20 protein-coding genes and 2 pseudogenes are annotated in these 20,047 nt (G+C 41.6%); 5 read left to right on the top strand and 17 right to left on the bottom strand.

The window, feature by feature from the left end; all coding sequences use genetic code 11:
• The first annotated feature begins 45 nt into the window (after positions 1–45).
• Positions 46–1,071 (top strand): hypothetical protein, encoded by a 1,026-nt coding sequence (locus tag ANSO36C_RS31035; RefSeq protein ID WP_251960692.1) that lies wholly within the window; start codon positions 46–48, stop codon positions 1,069–1,071.
• A 97-nt stretch (positions 1,072–1,168) separates the two neighbouring features.
• On the opposite strand, the gene ANSO36C_RS31030 is transcribed toward ANSO36C_RS31035, so the two are convergent.
• From ANSO36C_RS31030 to ANSO36C_RS31020, 3 genes are all read right to left on the bottom strand, one after another.
• Positions 1,169–3,631 (bottom strand): CHAT domain-containing protein, encoded by a 2,463-nt coding sequence (locus tag ANSO36C_RS31030; protein ID WP_251960691.1) that lies wholly within the window; start codon positions 3,629–3,631, stop codon positions 1,169–1,171.
• Between the two features lie 43 nt (positions 3,632–3,674).
• On the bottom strand, positions 3,675–5,459 hold the full coding sequence (locus ANSO36C_RS31025; RefSeq protein WP_251960690.1) for an autotransporter outer membrane beta-barrel domain-containing protein: 1,785 nt from the start codon (positions 5,457–5,459) through the stop codon (positions 3,675–3,677).
• Between the two features lie 511 nt (positions 5,460–5,970).
• Positions 5,971–6,444: a hypothetical protein gene (locus ANSO36C_RS31020; protein ID WP_251960689.1), complete on the bottom strand. Its 474-nt coding sequence runs from the start codon at positions 6,442–6,444 to the stop codon at positions 5,971–5,973.
• On the opposite strand from ANSO36C_RS31020, the gene ANSO36C_RS31015 reads away from it, so the two are divergent.
• Positions 6,444–7,493, top strand: coding sequence for a hypothetical protein (locus ANSO36C_RS31015; protein WP_323374633.1), 1,050 nt, complete (start codon positions 6,444–6,446; stop codon positions 7,491–7,493). The genes ANSO36C_RS31020 and ANSO36C_RS31015 overlap by 1 nt on opposite strands.
• Positions 7,494–7,534: 41 nt before the next feature.
• Here the strand turns inward: ANSO36C_RS31015 and ANSO36C_RS31010 are convergent, their stop codons facing one another.
• The 8 genes from ANSO36C_RS31010 to ANSO36C_RS30975 form a co-directional block, all read right to left on the bottom strand.
• Complete coding sequence (locus ANSO36C_RS31010) at positions 7,535–7,903, bottom strand: DUF2839 domain-containing protein (RefSeq protein ID WP_251960688.1); 369 nt, start codon at positions 7,901–7,903, stop codon at positions 7,535–7,537.
• Between the two features lie 312 nt (positions 7,904–8,215).
• Positions 8,216–8,905 carry a hypothetical protein gene (locus ANSO36C_RS31005; protein WP_251960687.1) on the bottom strand — a complete coding sequence of 230 codons (690 nt, stop codon included), beginning with the start codon at positions 8,903–8,905 and terminating at the stop codon, positions 8,216–8,218.
• Positions 8,906–8,907: 2 nt separating this feature from the next.
• A complete protein-coding gene (locus ANSO36C_RS31000; RefSeq protein ID WP_251960686.1) occupies positions 8,908–9,375 on the bottom strand; it encodes a hypothetical protein in 468 nt (155 codons plus the stop codon).
• Positions 9,376–9,377: 2 nt separating this feature from the next.
• Positions 9,378–10,391, bottom strand: coding sequence for a tyrosine-type recombinase/integrase (locus ANSO36C_RS30995; protein ID WP_251960685.1), 1,014 nt, complete (start codon positions 10,389–10,391; stop codon positions 9,378–9,380).
• A 54-nt stretch (positions 10,392–10,445) separates the two neighbouring features.
• Positions 10,446–10,760 carry a hypothetical protein gene (locus ANSO36C_RS30990; protein WP_251960684.1) on the bottom strand — a complete coding sequence of 105 codons (315 nt, stop codon included), beginning with the start codon at positions 10,758–10,760 and terminating at the stop codon, positions 10,446–10,448.
• 152 nt (positions 10,761–10,912) lie between these two features.
• Entirely contained in the window at positions 10,913–11,248 is a 336-nt protein-coding gene (locus ANSO36C_RS30985) for a XisI protein (protein WP_251960683.1), read from the bottom strand.
• 67 nt (positions 11,249–11,315) lie between these two features.
• Positions 11,316–11,771, bottom strand: coding sequence for a four helix bundle protein (locus ANSO36C_RS30980; protein WP_251960682.1), 456 nt, complete (start codon positions 11,769–11,771; stop codon positions 11,316–11,318).
• Between the two features lie 429 nt (positions 11,772–12,200).
• A complete protein-coding gene (locus ANSO36C_RS30975; protein ID WP_251960681.1) occupies positions 12,201–12,491 on the bottom strand; it encodes a hypothetical protein in 291 nt (96 codons plus the stop codon).
• Between the two features lie 102 nt (positions 12,492–12,593).
• Between ANSO36C_RS30975 and ANSO36C_RS34035 the strand changes: the two genes are divergently transcribed.
• Positions 12,594–12,725 (top strand): hypothetical protein, encoded by a 132-nt coding sequence (locus tag ANSO36C_RS34035; protein WP_267145379.1) that lies wholly within the window; start codon positions 12,594–12,596, stop codon positions 12,723–12,725.
• Positions 12,726–13,030: 305 nt separating this feature from the next.
• Here ANSO36C_RS34035 and ANSO36C_RS35360 read toward each other — a convergent pair.
• From ANSO36C_RS35360 to ANSO36C_RS30950, 5 genes and pseudogenes are all read right to left on the bottom strand, one after another.
• A pseudogene (locus ANSO36C_RS35360) lies at positions 13,031–13,237 on the bottom strand (transposase); the annotation flags it as partial.
• Positions 13,228–13,488: pseudogene (locus ANSO36C_RS30965) on the bottom strand (alcohol dehydrogenase catalytic domain-containing protein); the annotation flags it as partial. The pseudogenes ANSO36C_RS30965 and ANSO36C_RS35360, both read right to left, overlap by 10 nt.
• A gap of 218 nt (positions 13,489–13,706) precedes the next feature.
• The gene (locus ANSO36C_RS30960; protein ID WP_251960680.1) at positions 13,707–13,886 is read right to left on the bottom strand and encodes a hypothetical protein; all 180 of its coding nucleotides are present in this window, start codon (positions 13,884–13,886) and stop codon (positions 13,707–13,709) included.
• On the bottom strand, positions 13,867–14,907 hold the full coding sequence (locus ANSO36C_RS30955; RefSeq protein WP_251960679.1) for an SDR family oxidoreductase: 1,041 nt from the start codon (positions 14,905–14,907) through the stop codon (positions 13,867–13,869). Before ANSO36C_RS30955 ends, ANSO36C_RS30960 begins: the two co-directional genes overlap by 20 nt.
• A gap of 463 nt (positions 14,908–15,370) precedes the next feature.
• Positions 15,371–16,060 (bottom strand): HAD family hydrolase, encoded by a 690-nt coding sequence (locus ANSO36C_RS30950; RefSeq protein ID WP_251960678.1) that lies wholly within the window; start codon positions 16,058–16,060, stop codon positions 15,371–15,373.
• Between the two features lie 475 nt (positions 16,061–16,535).
• Between ANSO36C_RS30950 and ANSO36C_RS30945 the strand changes: the two genes are divergently transcribed.
• Together ANSO36C_RS30945 and ANSO36C_RS30940 are read left to right on the top strand one after the other, a co-directional pair.
• Complete coding sequence (locus ANSO36C_RS30945; RefSeq protein WP_251960677.1) at positions 16,536–17,648, top strand: major royal jelly family protein; 1,113 nt, start codon at positions 16,536–16,538, stop codon at positions 17,646–17,648.
• A 40-nt stretch (positions 17,649–17,688) separates the two neighbouring features.
• Positions 17,689–18,153 carry a YbhB/YbcL family Raf kinase inhibitor-like protein gene (locus ANSO36C_RS30940; protein ID WP_251960676.1) on the top strand — a complete coding sequence of 155 codons (465 nt, stop codon included), beginning with the start codon at positions 17,689–17,691 and terminating at the stop codon, positions 18,151–18,153.
• Positions 18,154–18,441: 288 nt separating this feature from the next.
• Here ANSO36C_RS30940 and ANSO36C_RS30935 read toward each other — a convergent pair whose 3' ends face one another.
• Entirely contained in the window at positions 18,442–19,836 is a 1,395-nt protein-coding gene (locus ANSO36C_RS30935; protein ID WP_251960675.1) for an RNA-guided endonuclease InsQ/TnpB family protein, read from the bottom strand.
• Positions 19,837–20,047: the final 211 nt, after the last annotated feature.

The raw sequence follows: 20,047 nt of genomic DNA, 5'->3' as shown, positions 1-20,047 counted from the left end.
CTTATGTATGCTAATAAAAGGCAAGTAACTACATAAAAACTTTTAATGCAGTTTTTACTCAACCATAGGAAGAAAAAAGTTTCCAAGTTTCAAGTTGCAGCGCTTGTATCGATATTACTATCAATACTACTTTTATCAGATATTAGCAGCGCAGGAAGTCGGACTCAATCAGTAGCAGTAGTAAAAAGTGGGTGTCGCAAGTTTATAGGTCGAGTCTCTAGCTCAGGCGATCTCCACTTGCCAAGTGGAAGGCGACTGTGCCAAGGAGATCGGATTAATCCAGTTAAGGGAGCTACAGTCAAGGTTTTGTGCTACTTAAATGGAGATTTTGTATACCTGAAGCATAGTACCGTGTTCAAGGAGCCAGATACGTGTACAGTGCCGCAAGAGATAGCGGAGCTATGTACGGGGTTAAATCCGAGTAATTGCTATAACCCTAAGGGGGCAGGTGAGGAAAAAGAAGCACCAACCCTAATAAGCCCTTACGGGAGTTCAATGTTAAGTACGCGGCCTCAAATATCTTGGAGTGCTGTCTCGAACGCTACTAATTACACAGTAATTGTAAAGGGTTACGAATTTTATTGGGAAGCAACAGTAGATCAGAAAACGACTACACTGGCATACCCGAAAGAGCAAATAGAATTGCAACTTGGCAACACCTACAAAATTACTGTCATTGCCAACCTGAGAGGTTCTTTGATTAGTTCGGAGCCTTTAGTAATAAGTGTTTTGCCAGAAAAAGACCAAAAAGAAATTGCATATAAAGTAAAGCAGATCAATGAATTAAACTTGCCTCCAGACGAAGCTGCTTTTTTAGATTTAGATGCTGTATTTATGTCCAAAAGCCTTTTGAATGAATCAATTGAGACGCTGAAAGCACGAGTGGCAGCAGGAAGTCAAAACCCCACTCTTTACCGAGTACTGGCAGATCGATATCTAGAAGCATGGTTGCCAAATGAAGCGCTTCGTAATTATCAGGTGGCAAATGAATTGGCGAAACGCACTAGGAACTCAGATGAATTAACTAAAGTGCAACAAGGACTAAAGTTGGTAGAATGGCACAATAGGTAAAAGTTGGCAACGATAGCAACCAGATGTTGGCATTGCCGATTGCCAATATATAATTGTTAAAATTATCGATAACTTATGGTTGTGATTGCACAAAATCTCACAGCCATCCACCAACGAGTAAGAACGAAGCCCAAAAATAAGGGTGGCTGTATTTAGAATTTGACATTAAATTTAATTGTGCTTGACGTAATGCCTCTGCTTTAGGAGTCCCGGACTTCAAGTTTTTGTAAAACTCTTCCATAAGTAAAGCAGTGGAGTCAGCATCTACCTTCCATAAAGTTGCCACTGTACTTCTGGCACCGGCTTGTGCTGCCACACCAGCAATCCCCAATGCTGACCTCTTATTACCCTTAGCGGTTTCACAGGCACTTAAAACTAATAGTTCAATCCCATCTTCATTAGTTTGAGCGTTTAATTTTAGTAAGTTATCAAACTCTAGTACAGTAATTGGTTTGTTCCAAGTAAAAAACATTGTTTTCTGGGCATCAGAACTAAATTGAGCATGAGTAGTTAGATGAAGGATAGAAAAATGATTTGTGCTTAACTGTTGCTCAAGCGCCTGGCTAGTAAACTTTTCATTCAATAAGACTGTTGAAGAAGTAGTTTGTTTTTTAACATCTTCTACCTCCTGTTTTACTCTTAGCAAGGCTTTTAAGCCTTCGGGAGCATTTAGAGCGTTAAAGCTGGGACTAAATTTAGATAGTCCAGCAATTAAGGCTCTTAACTGTTCCTTGGGTAAAAATTTAGGCGGTCTAATCCTAGAACCTAAAGTTTGAGCAATGCTGTAGCGCTTGAGTAAATAATCTTTGCCGTCATGAAGCATACCTATTGGTAAGCTTTGGAAAGATGTATCTAAAGTAAGCACTAGTGTCCCTGATGGAGGTAAGGATGTCTTTATGGGTACAATTAACAAGTCATAAAGTGATTGAGAAGGCAAAATAATTAAATTCTTATTAATAGAACCTAGTCTAGAAGATTGTAAGATTTCTAACAGATTATCGACGCTAGTTTTAACTAGTTTGGAGTCAACAGAATGGTGGTGAAAGGAGCCATCAGGGGACTGGACAATTACTTCTACGTTGTTGTCTAAATCAATAATGTGAACTACTGTTGGAGGGTTTGGCAAGTTTTTAACTTCATTTAAAGGGATGATATCAAGTTTGCCACATTGAAGAAAATTTTCTAATTGAGCGATTTGCAGCCGTTCGTTTACCTGAATTACTCGTTTTAAATTAGGGTTAGGAGATGCCAAGAGCAATCGCATATACTCCCGATATACAGGCTCCACTTTTTCTTGGAAGGAGAATTGTAAATCTGCATTGCTTGGCAAAAGATCATCACGCACTTTAGTTACATTATCAATTGCTGCACTGTAAGCGTGAAGGGCTGTATCGTATTTTCCTTGTTTTTTGTATAAATCCCCTAACTGCTGCTGCCATTGATAAGCAAGATCCGATGATTGGCTTAACTGAGCTTGGCTCAAAGCTGCCTGAAAATATGCAAGTGATTGCTCTGGTTTTAACTTGCCTAGAGTGCCGAAGCTATCTGACTTTAATCGCGGATTATTCAGTCTTTTAGCTGTCTGCAAGGCTTCTTCAGCATATTCGATAGCTAGTGAATGTAATTGTTTGCTTGCAATCTTATTTAAACTTTTAGCAAAATTTAATTTGGCATAAATAGAATTACTAGCTGGGATCTGAGAAAATGCCAAAGAATTATTTATAATTAGAGTCGCTGCTGGCTGAATCTGATGAGTAATTTTAGTACGAATATTTTTTAACTGTATATTGCCTGAATTGGACTCTGCTGCTAACCAATTATCAAAGTCTAATAGTAAGCTCAAACGGTATAATTGAGCTTGCAGTTTTACTCCGGTTGGAGCATTTGGGATATTACTCACCTGTTGATAAACATCAAGGGAGTTAAGTGAATGCTCCTGAATTATATTAACAATTTCTTTTTGAAAAACGGGTTCTTCTGTCTGAAAAAATCTATTTTGCGCTTGCTTGTAAAGAGATTGCTCAACTTTCCCTAAAGATAGCAAAATTCCGCTAATATCAGCCGAAGGGGTTTGCTTGGTAAGTGAGAGCGTTTCTTTTAAAACTATTTTTGATTCATCTAGCTTACCTATTTGGCGTAAGGCTTCTCCTAAATGACGCCATCCTAATAAGTAAACTGGTATTGGTTTTTGCTTCGTAATAGCTGTATAAAGTAGTTGTTTTATAGATTCAGTCGATTGTGCCGGAGCAATAGTACAAATCCCAGCATTGTTATCTAACTTTAAGGCTTTAATGAGCGTATGACATGCACGAAGATTTGCACCTAAAGCTTGTAATGCAATACTCTCATCAATTAAGCTTCCACTAATCTCCTCTTGATTATCTAATTGACGGTAAATGCTCGTAGCTTTTTCCCAAATTTCTAAAGCTTTAATTGCCTGACCAAGATTTAATTGCTTATAACCTTCCTGGGTCAATACTTGCGCTTGATTGTGTTGTTGTGCTTTTTTGTTTGAAGTTTGAGCGGGGGTAATAGAAGGTTGGCTTACAACTATTGACAAAGCTAGAATTCCTAATAACGAGTACTTGAACCAGTATTGGAACTTAATCATTTCTCTGTACTGTTTTTATGGTTGGTGATACTTCTGATGTATAAAATTCCTGACGACATTTTGAGGCAGACAATGCCGAAGCAACGGGGGTGGCTGTATTAGGGTCTGCTATCAGGACAATTTTTCCATTAGAGCCTATTGTCCAGGTGTTAGCTTCTACGATTTCTAGGGTTTGTTCAACTGCTGATGCCTTATGTTCTTCCGAAATGTTTTTCTCAACTAGAACAGAGTTATTCTGCCGTTCATAAATGTTCTCTGGCATTTCGTCAGAGCTAGATGGAAAACCGCCTCTGCTACTGATTACTAATTCACTTGCCGCTACACCTGATCGCCCCTGGCAGTTGGAGTCCATTTCAGGAGTTTCCTGAACGACTTCTGGTGCTGCTTTAATGCCCCTGGAATTAATAGCAAATCCATTGATTTGAACTGTGCCATTGATTCCCAACTCAGAGCTGGCTTCAACTAGGCTATTCTCAGAAAAAAGGAACCCATCACGAACATTTATCCTGATATTTCCGCCGCGTCCTCCAAAAGCGTTAGCTGTGATAGTGCTATTTCCCAAAGAAAACAGAGTATTTGTATCAATTGTCACATTTCCGCCAATGCCAGCACCGTCTGGGGCAAGGTTGTAGGGAAAGTCGATACCTAAAAGACGATAAGCCGCCTCAGGATTACTGGCACTAGCACTGATAATGCTGTCAAATAATTGCACATCGTTTGCGTGTATAAAAATATTTCCTCCGTCTGCCAATGCGGTTGCAGCACTAATGGAAGAATTATTCTTCAGAGAAACTATATTTGCATCAATATCTACGTTCCCCGCTGAACCAGTGCCTAAATTACTTACGGTAATTGAACCTTTAGATAGGGATAATCGTTCAGTTTTTATTTTTATGCTTCTAGCTGCTCCACTTACCTCTGAAGATAGTCCTAAAACTTGTTGTATTAATACAGGAGGGGATACTGCGTATGATGATATTCCAGACAAAAATTCATAAGATAAATCTTTTGTATTGACAGGGGTTGTAATACTTAGAAAACTAGGGGCTTCAATTGTGATATCTCCAGCATTACCGCTGGAAAAAGTATAAGAAGCAATAATGCCTCCGTTGTTTAATCTAATTTCAGGCGAGATGACTTTCAAATTCCCGGAATTTCCAGATTTATAAGCTGCTACAGCTATTTGACTTGGGGAAGAAAGGATAGGATTAAACCCACTCAATTCAACACTACGAGCCGCATTAATGAGCAATTCCCCACCTGTGCCAGTACCAAAAGTTCCAGATGTTATAGTACCTCCACTTAAAGCAGTTAATTGACCTGTATTAATTGCAATATTCCCACTTGTGCCAGCACTAAAAGTATATGAGCCAATGCCACTAGCAATGCTAGCAGTGGTAGGGTTAATAAAAGAAAATCCTTTGACTTCTATAGATTCAGAAGCATCTAGAAGTATATTGCTAGCCCTTGCTTGTGTAAATGTCTTGCTATTTATAGCTGCTCCATCTTCAAAGCTCAAACGCTTAGTTGAAACTACAACATCACCTACACTTCCTCCCAAAGTTTCTATTTCAACTCCACTAGGGATCATTCCATCCGCAGAAGTACCGCTTAATTGAAGTAAATCTAAAGCCTGTATATTTATACCGCTTCCAGTTTGTGCGCCTTGATTTTGAATCAACGCAACCGAGCCTTCAGTCAAAAAAATTTGTTTTCCTACTAGTTTAACGGCACTATTTCCAGAGCCGCTAGCATCTACTAATGCTCGTTTAGACATCTCGATATTTTGAAAGTTTTGTAACCCTTCATATCCGAATACCCAATTGGGTCAGACCAATAACCCCAATGTAAATGGCGACCAAAAGCTAAAAGCGCATCAGCATCTCCTTCAGAAAATTTTTGTGGCAAGCTATCAAAGTAAGCTACACTAACTGAATTATTATTGCCGTCGCTCAAAATTTTTGTCCTTTACGTGAATAAGTACGTAGTCTGAATTTGACTTTCTTCTTCAATAGTTGTAATATTTACCTCTATTTTACGTAGCTCTTGTTAAATAAGGACAGAACAGATATGACCTTATGCAAGCAAAAGATGGAAAATAGCTCAAAAAAAATTTAGTGCTGATATTACAGTGTTATTGAGAATAGTCTGAATTTACAAGATATTGATAGTATACAACAATCAATAACATGTCAATACTCTTGGAAGAAAAAACTACTATTTTGGTAATAATTATCTGCTTGATAAAAACTAATGTAACGGTATAATTAGCTACTATAAAATTATAACTATATTGTATAGTTGAAATTTTTAGTTCCCTTGTAACCTTGGGAAAAGCTAAGAATCACACCAAAGATTACCTCAGCGACAGCACAAAGAATAACATTACGTGGAAAAGTGAATGGATCTACTGCAAATTTAATGATTAGCGTGATAATAATTGGGGCAGAGAGCAAAAAGCTCAGGAGTAAGCTAGCACTAATCGCAAGAAACCAGTAACGACCGAGATAACCCAGGCGAAATTCTAACAACGACTCTTGGACTCCAAACAAAATCATCCAAAATACAATACCCGCCGTCAAATAATCAAGCATTAGCCGTTGTTTTACCCATGTCTTGAAGAGGGTATTTTCTAGAATACGCCCAAACAGTATATTGTTGTGGTGACTCTGGTGTGGTGTTTTTTTGATAATTGGTCTATGAGATTTTTTAATGAGTTTTATATTTGGTAGTGCTTTAAGGCCGCAAAATATAAAAAGCAATGAAAAACCCCATCCTTCGTATTGTTGGGGGGATAGATAAAAAACATATATCCCATGATGACACAATTCAATATTTGTTCAACTGCTGTCAGCCTGGAGGTGGGGCAATGAACAAACCACCATCTAGACGCAAGAAAATTACCCCTGCGACATCTGAGGAAGCAAAGCTAGCAACCGACTCTACAAAGGAAAATAATTCTGGGCAGGATAACCCAGCTTCAGCAACTATCACGGTAACGGCTGTTGAAGTAAAAGAGTTGACCGACCAAGAACAAAGCTTACGCTTGCAATTGGAACGCCGTGTAGAACGTGCATTTTTAGAAGCGGGTCAGGCGCTGATGGAGTTGAGAGACAGACGGCTATACCGTTCCACGCACCGAACTTTTGAGGAATACTGCCGCGAACGGTTTGGTTACAGCCGTGATGCAGCGTACTTGAAGATTTCGGCTACTGCTGTTTACGAGAATCTTCAAAAGTTTTTGCCGACCAATGGTCAGCAAATTCCAATGCCGACCAACGAACGACAACTACGGTTTTTGGCGAAAGCCGAGTTGGAACCGGCTGTGCAAGCGGATGTATGGCAACAAGCAGTAGAGCAAGCTGGGAATAAGATTCCTTCTGGTCGCATAGTGAAAGATGTTGTGGATAAAATACGCGAAAGTCCGAAAGTACCCAATCCTTACCATATTGGTGAAATATGCATCCTTCTGCCCAAAGAGAACCTAGACTTGAGAGGTAAAACAGGTTATTGGGGCGTGGTAACTCATGTTGGCGAATACAGTTGTACATTCCAGACCTGGGACGGCGATTATACCGTGAAGATTGAACACCTGAAATCACTGGAATTCCTTGATGAAGATTGCTTTTTTATGCAGCAGCTATGTGTGAGGTTACAGCAGTTGCATCAAGTGGCCAGCCGTGACTCTTCTGTTGATTGGCTGTTGCAGGGTTTGGGGAAACAAGCTAAACCTTATTTATCTTCGTTGCAGGCAAAATTGCTGGCGACTGTGGAACGGGAGTACAAAATCGAGTGGAGGCAACAGAAATGATGGTCTAGCGAGGAAACAATAATTTAATGCAACAAAGTTTACTAAACTCGTTTAGTTTCAAATATTTCTCGCCACAATTCAAATTCCGGACAATTGCACCAAAGGGTAACGAACCCATCAAAAAGTTTAGTTTCTGAATTTTCAACTCCCCTTGGGAGAACTTGGATCAAGATAGGAATATCCAAATCACATTTCCAATTTTCTATTTCTTTCTGAAGTTGGGCAATAGTGTCCTGATGAAATCCTCGGTCGTTGTTGGAACACTGAACAAGTAAACATCCATTATCAGAATCTTTGACTCGCTTGATCGACAAATTAATCTGCGTCCACATTGATTGGACTTCATTGAAAATATTAGGCAAACCATAGTGATTGCCTAATATTGCCTTTCGGCGTTTCGATTCACCCATAAGTCCCCCTCAGCAATACAAATTTTGACAAAGATGACCCAGAAGATAAGGAATCTCCTGACGACGAGTAAGCTCAATAGCGCTCAGACTAACCCTCTGGGGGTTATTAACTACTAATACTATTATAACGATAAATCAAGGGTTTCAAGTATTTTGCATTTGCAAGGATTGGGGATTTTACCAAACCTTATCTGTCATTATTGCACGCTTTGCTGCTGGCAGCTGTTGAAAGGGAGTACAATCTTATTTGGAAGCAGCAGAAGTGATGAATTTATTGAGTGTCAAAGCAGCTTGAAAGTTCAAAAATTCAAATCAAATCGGGTAGGTGTTAGTAATTGGAGAACTTTTCACCCAAATATTCCGACTGTTATAAAAATCTCCACGTTGTTCTAATGTAAACCCACCAAGCAACAATCCTAACCATACTTCTACCATCGGCATTTGCAACACACGTTGCAGTTTAACTAAAGAAATCTCATCTTTGACATTTATCAGATGGTTAGCGATGGCGCTGTGCCATTTTTGGACATCCTCATCTGATGCCAAATTGCGGACATCTTCTAAAGTTGTCACCTCATCGAGCATTGCCAAAACATTCGCTTTTTCAACAGGTACTGCTACAGAATCACCCAACTCAGTATGAGATGAAAATTGGTGTGGGCCGTGTGGTTTAAAGGTTTGTGGTGTTTGCGGTTCAATTAAATCATCTAAATCTAGATGCATTGTTGTCCGCACTAGACCAGCAAAGAGATCGGTACTAACAATTGGCCCCTTTGGGTTATTGCGATCGCGGGTATCTTGCAACAGCACTTCGGCACGAGACTTGAGAATATCCGCAATTTGAGTGAAGGCAAGCGCTGCGGTTAATAGCTGTGCCTCCAAGGGTAATTTTTCAAGCTCCGCATCTAAACATTCCCACATTGGTGCTAGTGTTGATGTCGCTGGAGATTCGGACAACTCATCAAGCACATCCCAAATTGTTAATTGGCGGTATGTGGTCATCTCTACGATTCTGGATGCAAGGGGCAAGGACGCACTGGGCAGTAGCTTGAGGTAATCTCAAACATATCCTTATATTGATATAGTGAAACACTATATTGAGATGCAAAAGCCTGTAACACCTGATCTGTATAAGTGCGTATTTTACCCGCCGTTAACCCAAAGCAGTGAATTGGTTCTAAGCGGCAAACAGGTTTTTGCCCCAGCCAGAGTTCTGCACCCAACGCGTGTAATGGTTTATCCCCTGGTTCTTTATATAGATACAACACAGCGAAATATGTTGCAGGTGGCTCAACAGCGATCGCATCCAGTTGCGCGGAATTATCATCGGTTCGACGGCGGTAGAAAGAACGGCGATTATGGCAAACTTTAGGATTCCAGCATCCATCCCCATTTGTCCCGTGTAAAACTTTAGCTTTAGCCGTTGGCAACTTGGCGCATAACTGACATTTGGGATCGAGTGGCTTTGGCATATCTACTCCACTTCGTCCTCTCCAATCGCACGATAGTAAGCTGCGATCGCAGCTTGTTGTTCGCCACGAAGTGTATACCGCCTAAAAGCTCTGTCACTCTGATGTCCTGTTAGCTTACGAGCATGAGTCGGGTCAAGACCCAGTAATATTAAATCCGTAGCGTAGGTATGGCGAAAGGAATGAGGATGCAAGTCTTCAATATGAGCTATTTCACCAATTTTTTCCACAGCGAAGTAAATGCCGTAATAACTTAAGCGTTCACCTTTATATGAAGCATGGTGTGAAATCATTAGTGGGCTAAGACTATTTAATACCTCTCCTTGTTGTTCTCGCGTAAGCAAATACTCTGCCAAAACTTCTCGGCTTTCCTTTTTTAGCGGAACTAAGCGTGGTTCGTTGGTTTTGGTATCAGGTAAAAACAGTAGCTTGCCATCAAATGAGCCAACATTTAATTCCACAATTTCTCCAGCCCGCAGTCCATGACTGAGAATGTGAACCAGTGCTGTATCCCGTTGCTTTGTTTCTCCCAATAACTCTAACGCTGACCACACTCGTTCCATTTCTTCAGGAGTCAAACTTTGGGCTGGTGGCAGTGGCACTTTTTCCAGTTTTATCCCCAGTGTAGGATTAGTAGCAATAATTTCAGGATACGTATAGGACATCCATTTGAAAAAGCTTTTAAGTGCCGCAATTCCCGCATTAATGCTGCTTTTGGAAAGCGGTTTGCCGGCATCAGTCCGTATTTCATCTTTTAGGTATTCTTTATATAGCGCAAGGTGACGTGGACGCAGTTCATGATAATGTAGTTCACTCCAAACCAGAAACCTTCTGAGTTCCCGTTCGTAAAGCTTGCGGCTGTTAGGTGCGAGATTGTTGCTGCGTAAAAATTCCAGGACTTTTACCCATCGAATATCTGTGGGTGGTCTTCTAGTTTCTCCCGGCTGTGTGAAATGTAGAGCTTCACGATCAAGGGGAATGAGTTTGATTGGAGGTAAAGAATCTGCGCTGTAGTTCATCCACTTCTGTGTAAATTATTAATTACTAAGTATTAAATATAACTTTCTGTTTATCTACTCGTCTGGTGGTGAGGTAGTCATGACTTCTATGACGGTATGATCATGACCTAACAATGCCTGCTCCCATGTAGAATAACGCTGCATTCTCCCGTGATGAGTCCCGCCTAAAACCATCGTTTCAAAAAGCAACGGGGGATCTCCAAAAGTGAGATCAAATCCCGAAAAACTAGTTGATACTTTGGCATCCCCAACTATAGTTTCGGCAACTAGATGTTGTGCTGAATCTTGTACAGAGTGTAAATAATTTTGCCATTCTGACAATGAATTAATAGCAACAGGGGTATGTCCTACGAGTTTGTAATAAATCATGATTGACAACTTGTGGCTATCAGAACCAAATTTTACTCGATTTTATACACAATAAAGTAGTCCTTTTACTACCTCATAGCTCTCTATTAACTAATACATACTCAAATGGGATTAATTTAATGGGGAATAAGATACTGCGCTCGGTATCATGTTTATTCCACAGCGAACCCCGATAATTGACGCATTTTAGGAGTATGGAAACCAATGACAATATCTTGTTTAGGTACACCCATTTCTATCAGTTCTAAAGCAATATCTACTTCCGTTGTATTTTGTTGAATCCAAATTTTATTATTTTTTATATCTAGGTGCATTATTGGGCCATAGATCCGTTTTTGATTGTTCCATCCAATGCTAATAATTTGATAATGGTCATACTCTATATCAAAAATCTGTTCGACCTCTACATCTCCATAACTAGGCTTGTACTCGATATACTTAGTTAATAACTGCCTAACTTTTGTGCGGTATTCATTTAACTTATCCATTGTTCTATTTCCTCAGTCTCAACGACTAGAAGTCGGAAGTCGGAAGTCGGAAGTAAGAATGTGTAACCTAGCTAGGGGGTATCGCTTTCGAGTTCACAGTACTTGTAAATTCTGAGTGCTTATCTCTTGCAATCACTATCTTTTTACTGCGAAGTTTATTGCCATTTAATCTCTCTTTAATTTTGCGTGTAGAGGCCACGAGTATTTTTACTATCTCATCAGCTTCCTGAAGTAACGAATAAAATTTAGATTTTTCTACAACTTCAGATTCAATTAAAATTTCCAACCAGTATTCAGTTTCGCGCGCTTCCTTTAAAGCGATTTCCATCTTGTGCAAAAAGTCTTTATCAGACTGAGCCGAACGTGACTCTCTTATATTTGCACCAACACTTGTTCCAGAACGCAACAGTTGCTTTGATAGCGTGCGGCAAATACCCGGTTTTTCATCAAGAAAGCTGCAAGCTTTGATGATTCTAATTGCAAACGCCTTACTCCTGTCAGCAATCCCAACATTTTTATCCACAACTGCACCTACTTCACTTCCATATTCTTACTTCCGACTTCCGACTTCCGACTTCCGACTTCCGACTTCCGACCTCCGACCTCCGACTTCAACCATCATACCCCACCCCGAACACAAAATAAGATACCCTTATCTTTTATACGATATAAAATACGATTAAAACTGCTTTTCCCTAGACACAAGACTTTCACCAACATGCGATCGCTCTGGGTGCATGTTGGCAGCGTAATAGTTTCTATTCCGTTGCCGATAAATTTTGTTTGTCTTTGGTATCGCCTTTGATGCGTAATCCAACCGATAACCATTTACAGGGTGCTAACTTTCAGTTAGAGTTAGCCGTAACTTATTATAAGCACAATGCAACTATAGCTTTGACTTGGTGCAAAGATAGTTTACAAAAGTTGCTCAGGCGGTTGCCTTAGTTCCGGCTTAATTCGAGAAGCTATCCACGCGCAGATCCCGCCAGACATCAGAAATCTGCCAGCCGGAATTGCCCACCGATTGTACTGGAGGATTATCAAGAAATGGAATATAGTCAGGAACTCTAGGCTCTGAAATCGCTACTGGTTCCTCCTCAACCACAGGGGCTGAAGAATTCACAGTATTAGCTTCAAGAAGAAGTTGGTCTTCAGCCTCCTCGATTAGCTTCATCTGTCTCAGGGTAAGCTTGTCGGATTTTTTGATGATCTTCTTAGTATCTGTATCATTAGAAGTATTCATTGGCTGTTTCCTCGAAGGCATTGGCTTAAAATTTGTCCCTTGTAAAGTTGGGAAAAGATGAGTATTAATAATTGCACAGAATTAACAAAGTACACCAAATCGATGGGAAATACGAGTCCCTGGTTGAAAAATTTACCAATTGAGTACAAATTTCTTTTTAGTGCAGATGCTTTAGCTGTGGAGGAGGTCAGATGGCTTACAGCGATCGCAATTGGCTCAATGTGGTTAAGTTAAGAAAGTTCCTCTGTGAAGGAAAGAGAACAGAGAGAAAAAAACAGGCTAATCTTAACTGTATTGGTTTATCGCCCAGAGGCACAGGAAAAAATTAGTACAATTTTTGGATACGTTTTCAGCAGGAAAAAAAGGAGTCATTACATACCACTTATAATAAATTACGCAACGATAAAATTAGCTGATAATAAAATTTGATAAAGATTAACATTATTTTGAACTAAACAAGCATGACTGCTATGAGGTAAAGTTATTATCTGAGAATTAGGAAAAATATTATTTAAACGTTGTGCCTCTGCTGATGAAGGTAAAAGATGATGGGATAAGTTGACCATAAAGAATGCCAAGTTAGCAGTATTAGTCACGGCAGCTTGGCTCAGGTTCATAAAATCTTCCAATCCCCAAAACTGTTTAGCATCTCGAAAGTTAAACTCGATTTGAAAGCGCAGTTTGTAGTAGTCGATTATCTTTTCGTATGACAACTTTAGGTCACTAGAAAATAGAATGTCGAGGGAACCACAACGCGATCGCCTATTTTCAAATTCCGTACATTGGAGCCAATCTCTTCAACAATACCAACGCCTTCATGTCCCAGAATTGTACCGGGTTTCATTCCTGTGAATGTTCCACGAATCATGTGTAAATCCGTGCCACAGATTGCACTAGAGGTCAGCCGAATAATGGCATCAGTTAGTTCTTTAATTTTTGGTTCTGGTACGTTATATAATCGAATATCTCCGATTCCGTGAAAAACAACCGCTTTCATGGTGAGTACTCCTAATTCATGAGGTTTACATTTCAGACAAAAATGAGTAGCTTGTGTTTTTAGCTACTAAAAAACACGAGAAAATATATCTGCAATAGAGTCATAAATCTTGTATCCAAATTAAACTTTTTAATAGTTATAGCCGTAGTCATATAGGTTAGGACATAATGACAAGCGTGAATGTCAGGAAGAGTAATGTTTTTACCTCCTGCCTCCTGCTATAATTCTTGTTTTAGTTTCTTTTTATGAGCAGTAGTATTTAGGAATGCGAGTCGTCCCTGGATGAGACGATCGCCGGAAACGTAGTCATTGGTGTAAGTGATTAATTTGATCGCATACAAATTCATGTAGGTTGCTTGCTGTATTGGTAGTTGGGCATTAAGGATTCCCGCTTCCACCCGCCGCGCCGTACACTTGCCCAGTAGCGTAGCTCGACTCCTGTGAAGCAAGAAGCACATAGATGGGGGCAAGTTCCGCTGGCTGCCCGGGACGGCCCATCGGTGTGTCACCGCCGAACTTCTCGATGGTACTCTGCGGTTGACCGCCACTGACCTGGAGCGGTGTCCAGTAAGGCCCAGGCGCGATCGCATTCACACGGATGCCCTTTTTTGCAAGCTGCTTTGCTAGAGACTTGGTAAAGGCGACGATCGCCGTTTTGGTCTGGGCATAATCGAGCAGATTGGCGCTAGGGTCATAGGCTTGGACTGAGGAGGTATTGATGATGCTGGCACCGGGCGAGAAGTGCGGCACAGCAGCTTTGGTGATCCAAAACATCGCGTAGACGTTCGTCTTAAACGTTGAGTCGAACTGCTCGGTCGTCAGATTGAGAATTGAGTCAACAGACTGCTGCCTACCAGCATTGTTGACTAGAATATCGAGTCCGCCAAGTTCGCGCACAGCATTAGCGACGAGCTGATTGCAGAATTTCTCGTCTCGAATATCGCCGGGAATCGCCACCGCCTTACGTCCTGCTGCCCGAATCAGTTGGATTACCTCGCGGGCATCTGGCTCCTCGACGGGTAGATAGTTGATTGCAACATCAGCACCTTCACGCGCAAATGCGATCGCTGCTGCTCGACCGATGCCGGAATCGCCGCCTGTAACGAGCGCCTTGCGTCCTACTAACCGTCCAGAACCCTGATAACTTTTCTCACCGTGGTCGGGTCGCGGGGTCATTTGGCTGGCAAGACCAGGTGGCTCCTGCGGTTGTCGTGAAAAGGGCGGACTTGGATATTCGTTAACTGGGTTCTGCTTAACAGACTGGTTAGGTGTCCCCTGGGTGGGTGTTTCCTGTCGCTTTGCCGGGGTAGATGACTGTTGCGCTAAAGCTGGTACCGCTTGCGCTGCAACAATGCCAACGGATAGCCCACCAAGAACTTGACGGCGTGAGGCTTTTTTGAAGGTATCTTTTTGTTCCATGAATATTGATTGGGCTGTTTGACTCGGATTTCGCTCTATTGAATTGATTTGAAAGCAGCTTCAAAGGCAGATTTGCAAATGCCAGGGCAGGTTCAGCCGAAGCATCTGTGCTGCTCTTGTTCGAGGGGCTAGCGCAGTATTTGTTTTAATGTTTCTTATGGGTGTTATTTGATTCTTTCTTTTTACTAATTAACAATTAACTATGTATTCTTTTATCCAACCTCTAACTACAGAATGAGATTAGTTATAAATTATTATTTTTGTGTGTTTTTGAATACAAATTTATTTGAAGATATTGGGAATTTCATCAAGGTAAATATATCTAGATTAATGCTTAATCAGACTTTGATACAAAACCTTAGCTAGATATGCATTGTTTAATTCAGCTTTTAGTTATAGAGCGATTTCCTGCTTTATCTATCACTCTTATTGAAGTATTAAGTAGAGCATCTTAATTAGAGTGTCAGGTAGGTAATAAAAGAGAGTTAGGAACCTGTTGCAAAATTTGATTGGCAGCATCTCCCAGATCAGCTGCCACAATAGTTGATTGTGGGTAAACTCCCAAGTATGCTTTTTCTGCTGATGTGATAAAGACGGTTTGCAAACCAGCCAGTACTGCGCCCATTACATCCCAAGCGTGGGCAGCAACCAACCATACTTCGCCTTCGCTTTCTTGTTTTGCCAGTGCATAAACATCAGGATGTGGTTTGGTTTTCTCAATCGCATCACAAGAGAGGATACCATCAAAAAATGGTAGAGCGTTGGATTGTTGAAGCAGTTTCCGAGTAGACTCTTCGCTGCCATTAGTCAGTGCAATCAGTCTCCATCCATCCGATTGCAACTTGTCAAAGGCAATCAAAGCACCTGTTTGTAGTTCTAAGTGGCTGAATGTATCGAGTACTTGCGAACGCTGTTGTTCGGTTGTTTCTAGCCCAATGGCAGCAAGCGAGCGCGGTAGTTCTGCTGCTAAAATTTGCTTAAGGGGCTGGTAATGCACTGCATGAGAAAGTGCAAAAGCATCCCGCAGGGTTTGAGCAAACCAGAGTTCTAGTGTATATGCAGGAGCGCCCAACTCAATCAAGGCTTGACGCGGCTTATCCAGGCTAAAGCAAGTACCAAGGATATCAAAGGCGATCGTTCCTTTTGGACTCATCACAAAATATATTGAGTGGTAGTTTCTACGGATTTACAGACTTCTTTAGCGTAAATGCAAGACCCAACGAATTGCCCTACCTTTTGGCTTAGATTTGAACTGGTATAAAAAGCCGTTTGCGTAGGCGCAGCCCGCCGTAAGCATCGCGGGTGCTTCGGAGTGAACTGAAGCTGGATGCTTATATTGATAGAAAAGGCTTTAATGCAACTAGTGATACCAATTCACTAAAATTTTGAAACATATCCAAATCCAGAAAACCTTGTCAAATATGGATTTCTTAATTTTGAATTGGTCTGAAATAGTCTTCGCAGTCTGGTAGCTGACTATCTCCATTGACAGTTGTTATCCTTCACTAGGAAGACGCGATCGCACAACTGCTTCCCTAGTATGGTAGGGGTTGAAAGCTTGTAATCGGCTCAGACCGTCTGGTAACAAAAGAGAAGTAAGTATTAAGCAGCAAGCAAGGAAAAATTTTATGGTCAGTCAATTACAGAAGTTACCGACAGATAAATCATTAGGCACACTGGAGCCAGTTGCACACTTTGATGGTGCTATGCCCACGGGTGTAACGGTATCTCATCAAGGGCGCATCTTTGTCAATTTTCCTAAGTGGGGCGATGAAGTTGCCTTCACGGTGGCAGAAATCCGAGATGGTCGTCCGGTGGCTTATCCTAATGAGGCAATTAATCGCACAAACCCAGATAACCTTGCCCAAACGCTTGTATCTGTGCAAAGTGTTGTGGTTGATCCCCGCGATCGCCTGTGGATTCTCGATACTGGTAGCCCGATGTTCCAACCGACACAGTACGGTGGCCCCAAGCTGGTTTGTGTTGATCTAACAAGCGATCGAGTCATCAAAACGATTCTTTTTCCCCAATATGTAGCATTGCCAACAACCTACCTTAATGATGTCCGGTTTGATTTGAGACGCGGTGCTGAGGGCATGGCGTTCATTACCGATTCATCAGATCAAGGCGCGAACGGGATTATTGTTGTAGATTTGGCATCGGGCGAAAGCTGGCGCAGACTGCACGATCATCCTTCCACAAAAGCCCAAGAATTATCCACCTTTCTGCCTGTGGTTGAGGGTCGCCCATTCATGGAACGTCAGCCAGATGGGTTAACCAAACCCGTCAAAATGGGGTCAGATGGAATTGCGATTAGTGCAGACGGATCGCGTTTGTATTACTGTCCCCTTGCTAGTCGTCATCTCTACAGTGTTGCGGTTGATGCTCTTGTGGATCGAGCGATCAACGATGGTGCTGTTGCTGCAACGGTAATTGATGAGGGGGATAAAGGCGGCGGTGCAGATGGACTCGAATCAGATGCCGACGGATGTATTTATGCAACTAACTATGAACATAATGCAATTGGGCGTCGCCATCCTGATGGAGCCTGGGAAACGGTAGTACACGATCCTCGCCTCCTTTGGCCTGATACCCTTTCAGTAGCAACAGACGGTTATCTTTACGTCACAGCCAACCAGTTGCACCGTCAACCAAGCTACCAAAAAGGGTGTGATTTACGTCAGTTGCCTTATAGTCTTTTCCGCATTCGCATTAATGCTCAACCTGTGCTGCTGCGATAAATTCTTCAATGCAACCGATTGTTGCTAAAGGAAATACATAATGGCGTTGAATATCAAAGATTTACGGATTTATAGTCCTGCATTCACTTCTTTGGGACATATACCGAAACAGTATACCAGCGACGGTGAAAACATCTCACCTCCCTTGGAATGGAGTGGACTGCCAGCCGGAACCCAGCAATTAGCACTCATCTGCCACGACCCAGATGCGCCCTTGCCACAGGGGTTTACTCACTGGTTAATCTATGGCATCCCGCCAAGAATTAACCAGATTCCAGAGGGAGATGGTAGTAAATTTACTGAAGGCATGAACAGTTCCAATCAGCGAGGGTATACCGGGCCTGCTCCACCACAGGGGCACGGGCCTCACCATTACTATTTCTGGTTATATGCCCTAGATGCAGAGCTTGACCTGAAGCCAAATATGAACCGCGAGCAACTACTGAATGCGATCGCTGATCATGTGATTGAGCAAGCGCGGCTGGTTGGAGTCTATGAATCCTGACATCAAATAATTCTAAAAATCCAAAGAGGGTGCAAGCATGGGAGAGATGAGAGATAACTACACACCACAAGAGCAGAAAAACATTGAGCTTGTCAAGGAGTATATGCAGATTGCTTACGATCCCAAGCGTGCCAGCGCCGAGGCAGTAGGGCATCTGTGTGCATCAAACAACAAGTTAACGCGGTCTATCACGCTACAGGCAAACGGATTCGTGACCTGCCCATTAAATTAGACAAGCTGTTTTGACATACTCCCCGCCGTGAACGGTCGGGGATTCTAATTCATGGTTCACAGAAATCCACTTGCTATATCAAGTTTCCCATCAATAGTATTGGCGGTCTTCTCCCCATGCTTTCCCGATTGCTCGGCAGATCCTTCTTGCCCAGAAGTACTGTTGTCTTGAAAAAGTCCTCCACTTGGGGAAACCCCAGACGCAGGGTAGCGTAGCGGTAGCGACGGCAGGAGCGTCTGACTCGCTACCGCTTCTCTTCGAGACGCAACGCGAACGCTATCGCCCCTGGGGTCTCCCTTTGGGAGAAGACCGGATTTTCCGCTTTGCCACTCAACTCCTAATATCTTCATTCCTTTCTTGAGAATATTAACTGCCGCGTTCGTATCACGGCATATTTCAACCCTGCAATTAGGGCATGAATGAGTTCGGGTGCTGAGTGACTTTTTCACTCTATGTCCACAATTGCTACAGTCCTGAGATGTATAGTTGGGCGATACTGCCACAACTGCTTTATCCCAGATTTTCCCGTAGTATTCTAGCCATTGAGTGAACTGATGCCAACTACAGTCGGAAATTGATTTAGCCAAATGGTGATTTTTGACCATGTTCGCAATCTTCAAATCCTCGTAGACTACGACATCATTTAATGCCACTACGCATCGGGCTTGCTTTATAGCCCAATCTTTACGCTGTCTAGTGATTTTTAGATGAACTCTACCTAATCGTTTCCGCGACTTGTGATAATTGATTGACTGAGGTTTTCTGTCTTTAACAAACTTTTTACTTAACCGCCTTTGTGCTTTTTTAAGTCTGCGCTCAGATTTTCTTAAAAATTGCGGATAAATTACAGCATTATCATTTTGGTCTTTGGTGAAAAACTTTAACCCCAAGTCCAACCCAACAACCTTGCCAGTAAATTCCCCAACTTCCTTGCGTTCGGCATCAAAACAGAATTGAGCATAATACCCATCTGCTCTCCTGACTACACGGACGCGGTTGATTTTAAGTGTTAGGAGGTCTTCTCGTGTAGATGAATTACAAAAGACAGATAAAGAACCAACTTTAAAGCCATCCGTGAAAGTAATAATTTTACAATCATCAGATAGTTTCCAGCCTGAGACTTTGTACTCTACAGAACGACAATGCTTTTTAAACTTGGGATAACCAATATTTTTCTCCTGTTTTTTGCAACGTTTATAAAAATTTGAGATAGCAGCCCAAGCTCTTTCGGCACTGGCTTGACGCGCAGCAGAATTTAACTTTAAAGCAAAGTCGAAAACAGCCGCTAAGTCTTTGCACAGCTTATATAAGTCAGCTTTACCGACACTTTGATTATCCATCCAATAACGAACTGCTTTATTTCTAATAAATTGGGCAGTGCGAATGGCATCATCAAGAGCTTGGTATTGTGCCTTTGTTCCGTTTAGTAGCTTGGCTTCTCTTACTATCATCTAATTATTTTATCACGGAATATTGCAGATAAAATAATAGAATATAAAGCCGTCCTTTATGACGGGGCTTTAGACCCAATTTCTCGGTAACAAAGGTATTGTAAGACGACTTGTAGTTTTGATAGAAAAAACGAGCAAATAAACAGGCACAACCAATGACTAGTTCAATTAACCAACAAATCTTACTCAAAAGCCGTCCGGTTGGAGAACC

The organism is Nostoc cf. commune SO-36 (assembly GCF_023734775.1).
Taxonomy (GTDB): Bacteria; Cyanobacteriota; Cyanobacteriia; order Cyanobacteriales; family Nostocaceae; genus Nostoc; species Nostoc commune_A.
This window is presented reverse-complemented; position numbering and strand designations above follow the sequence as displayed.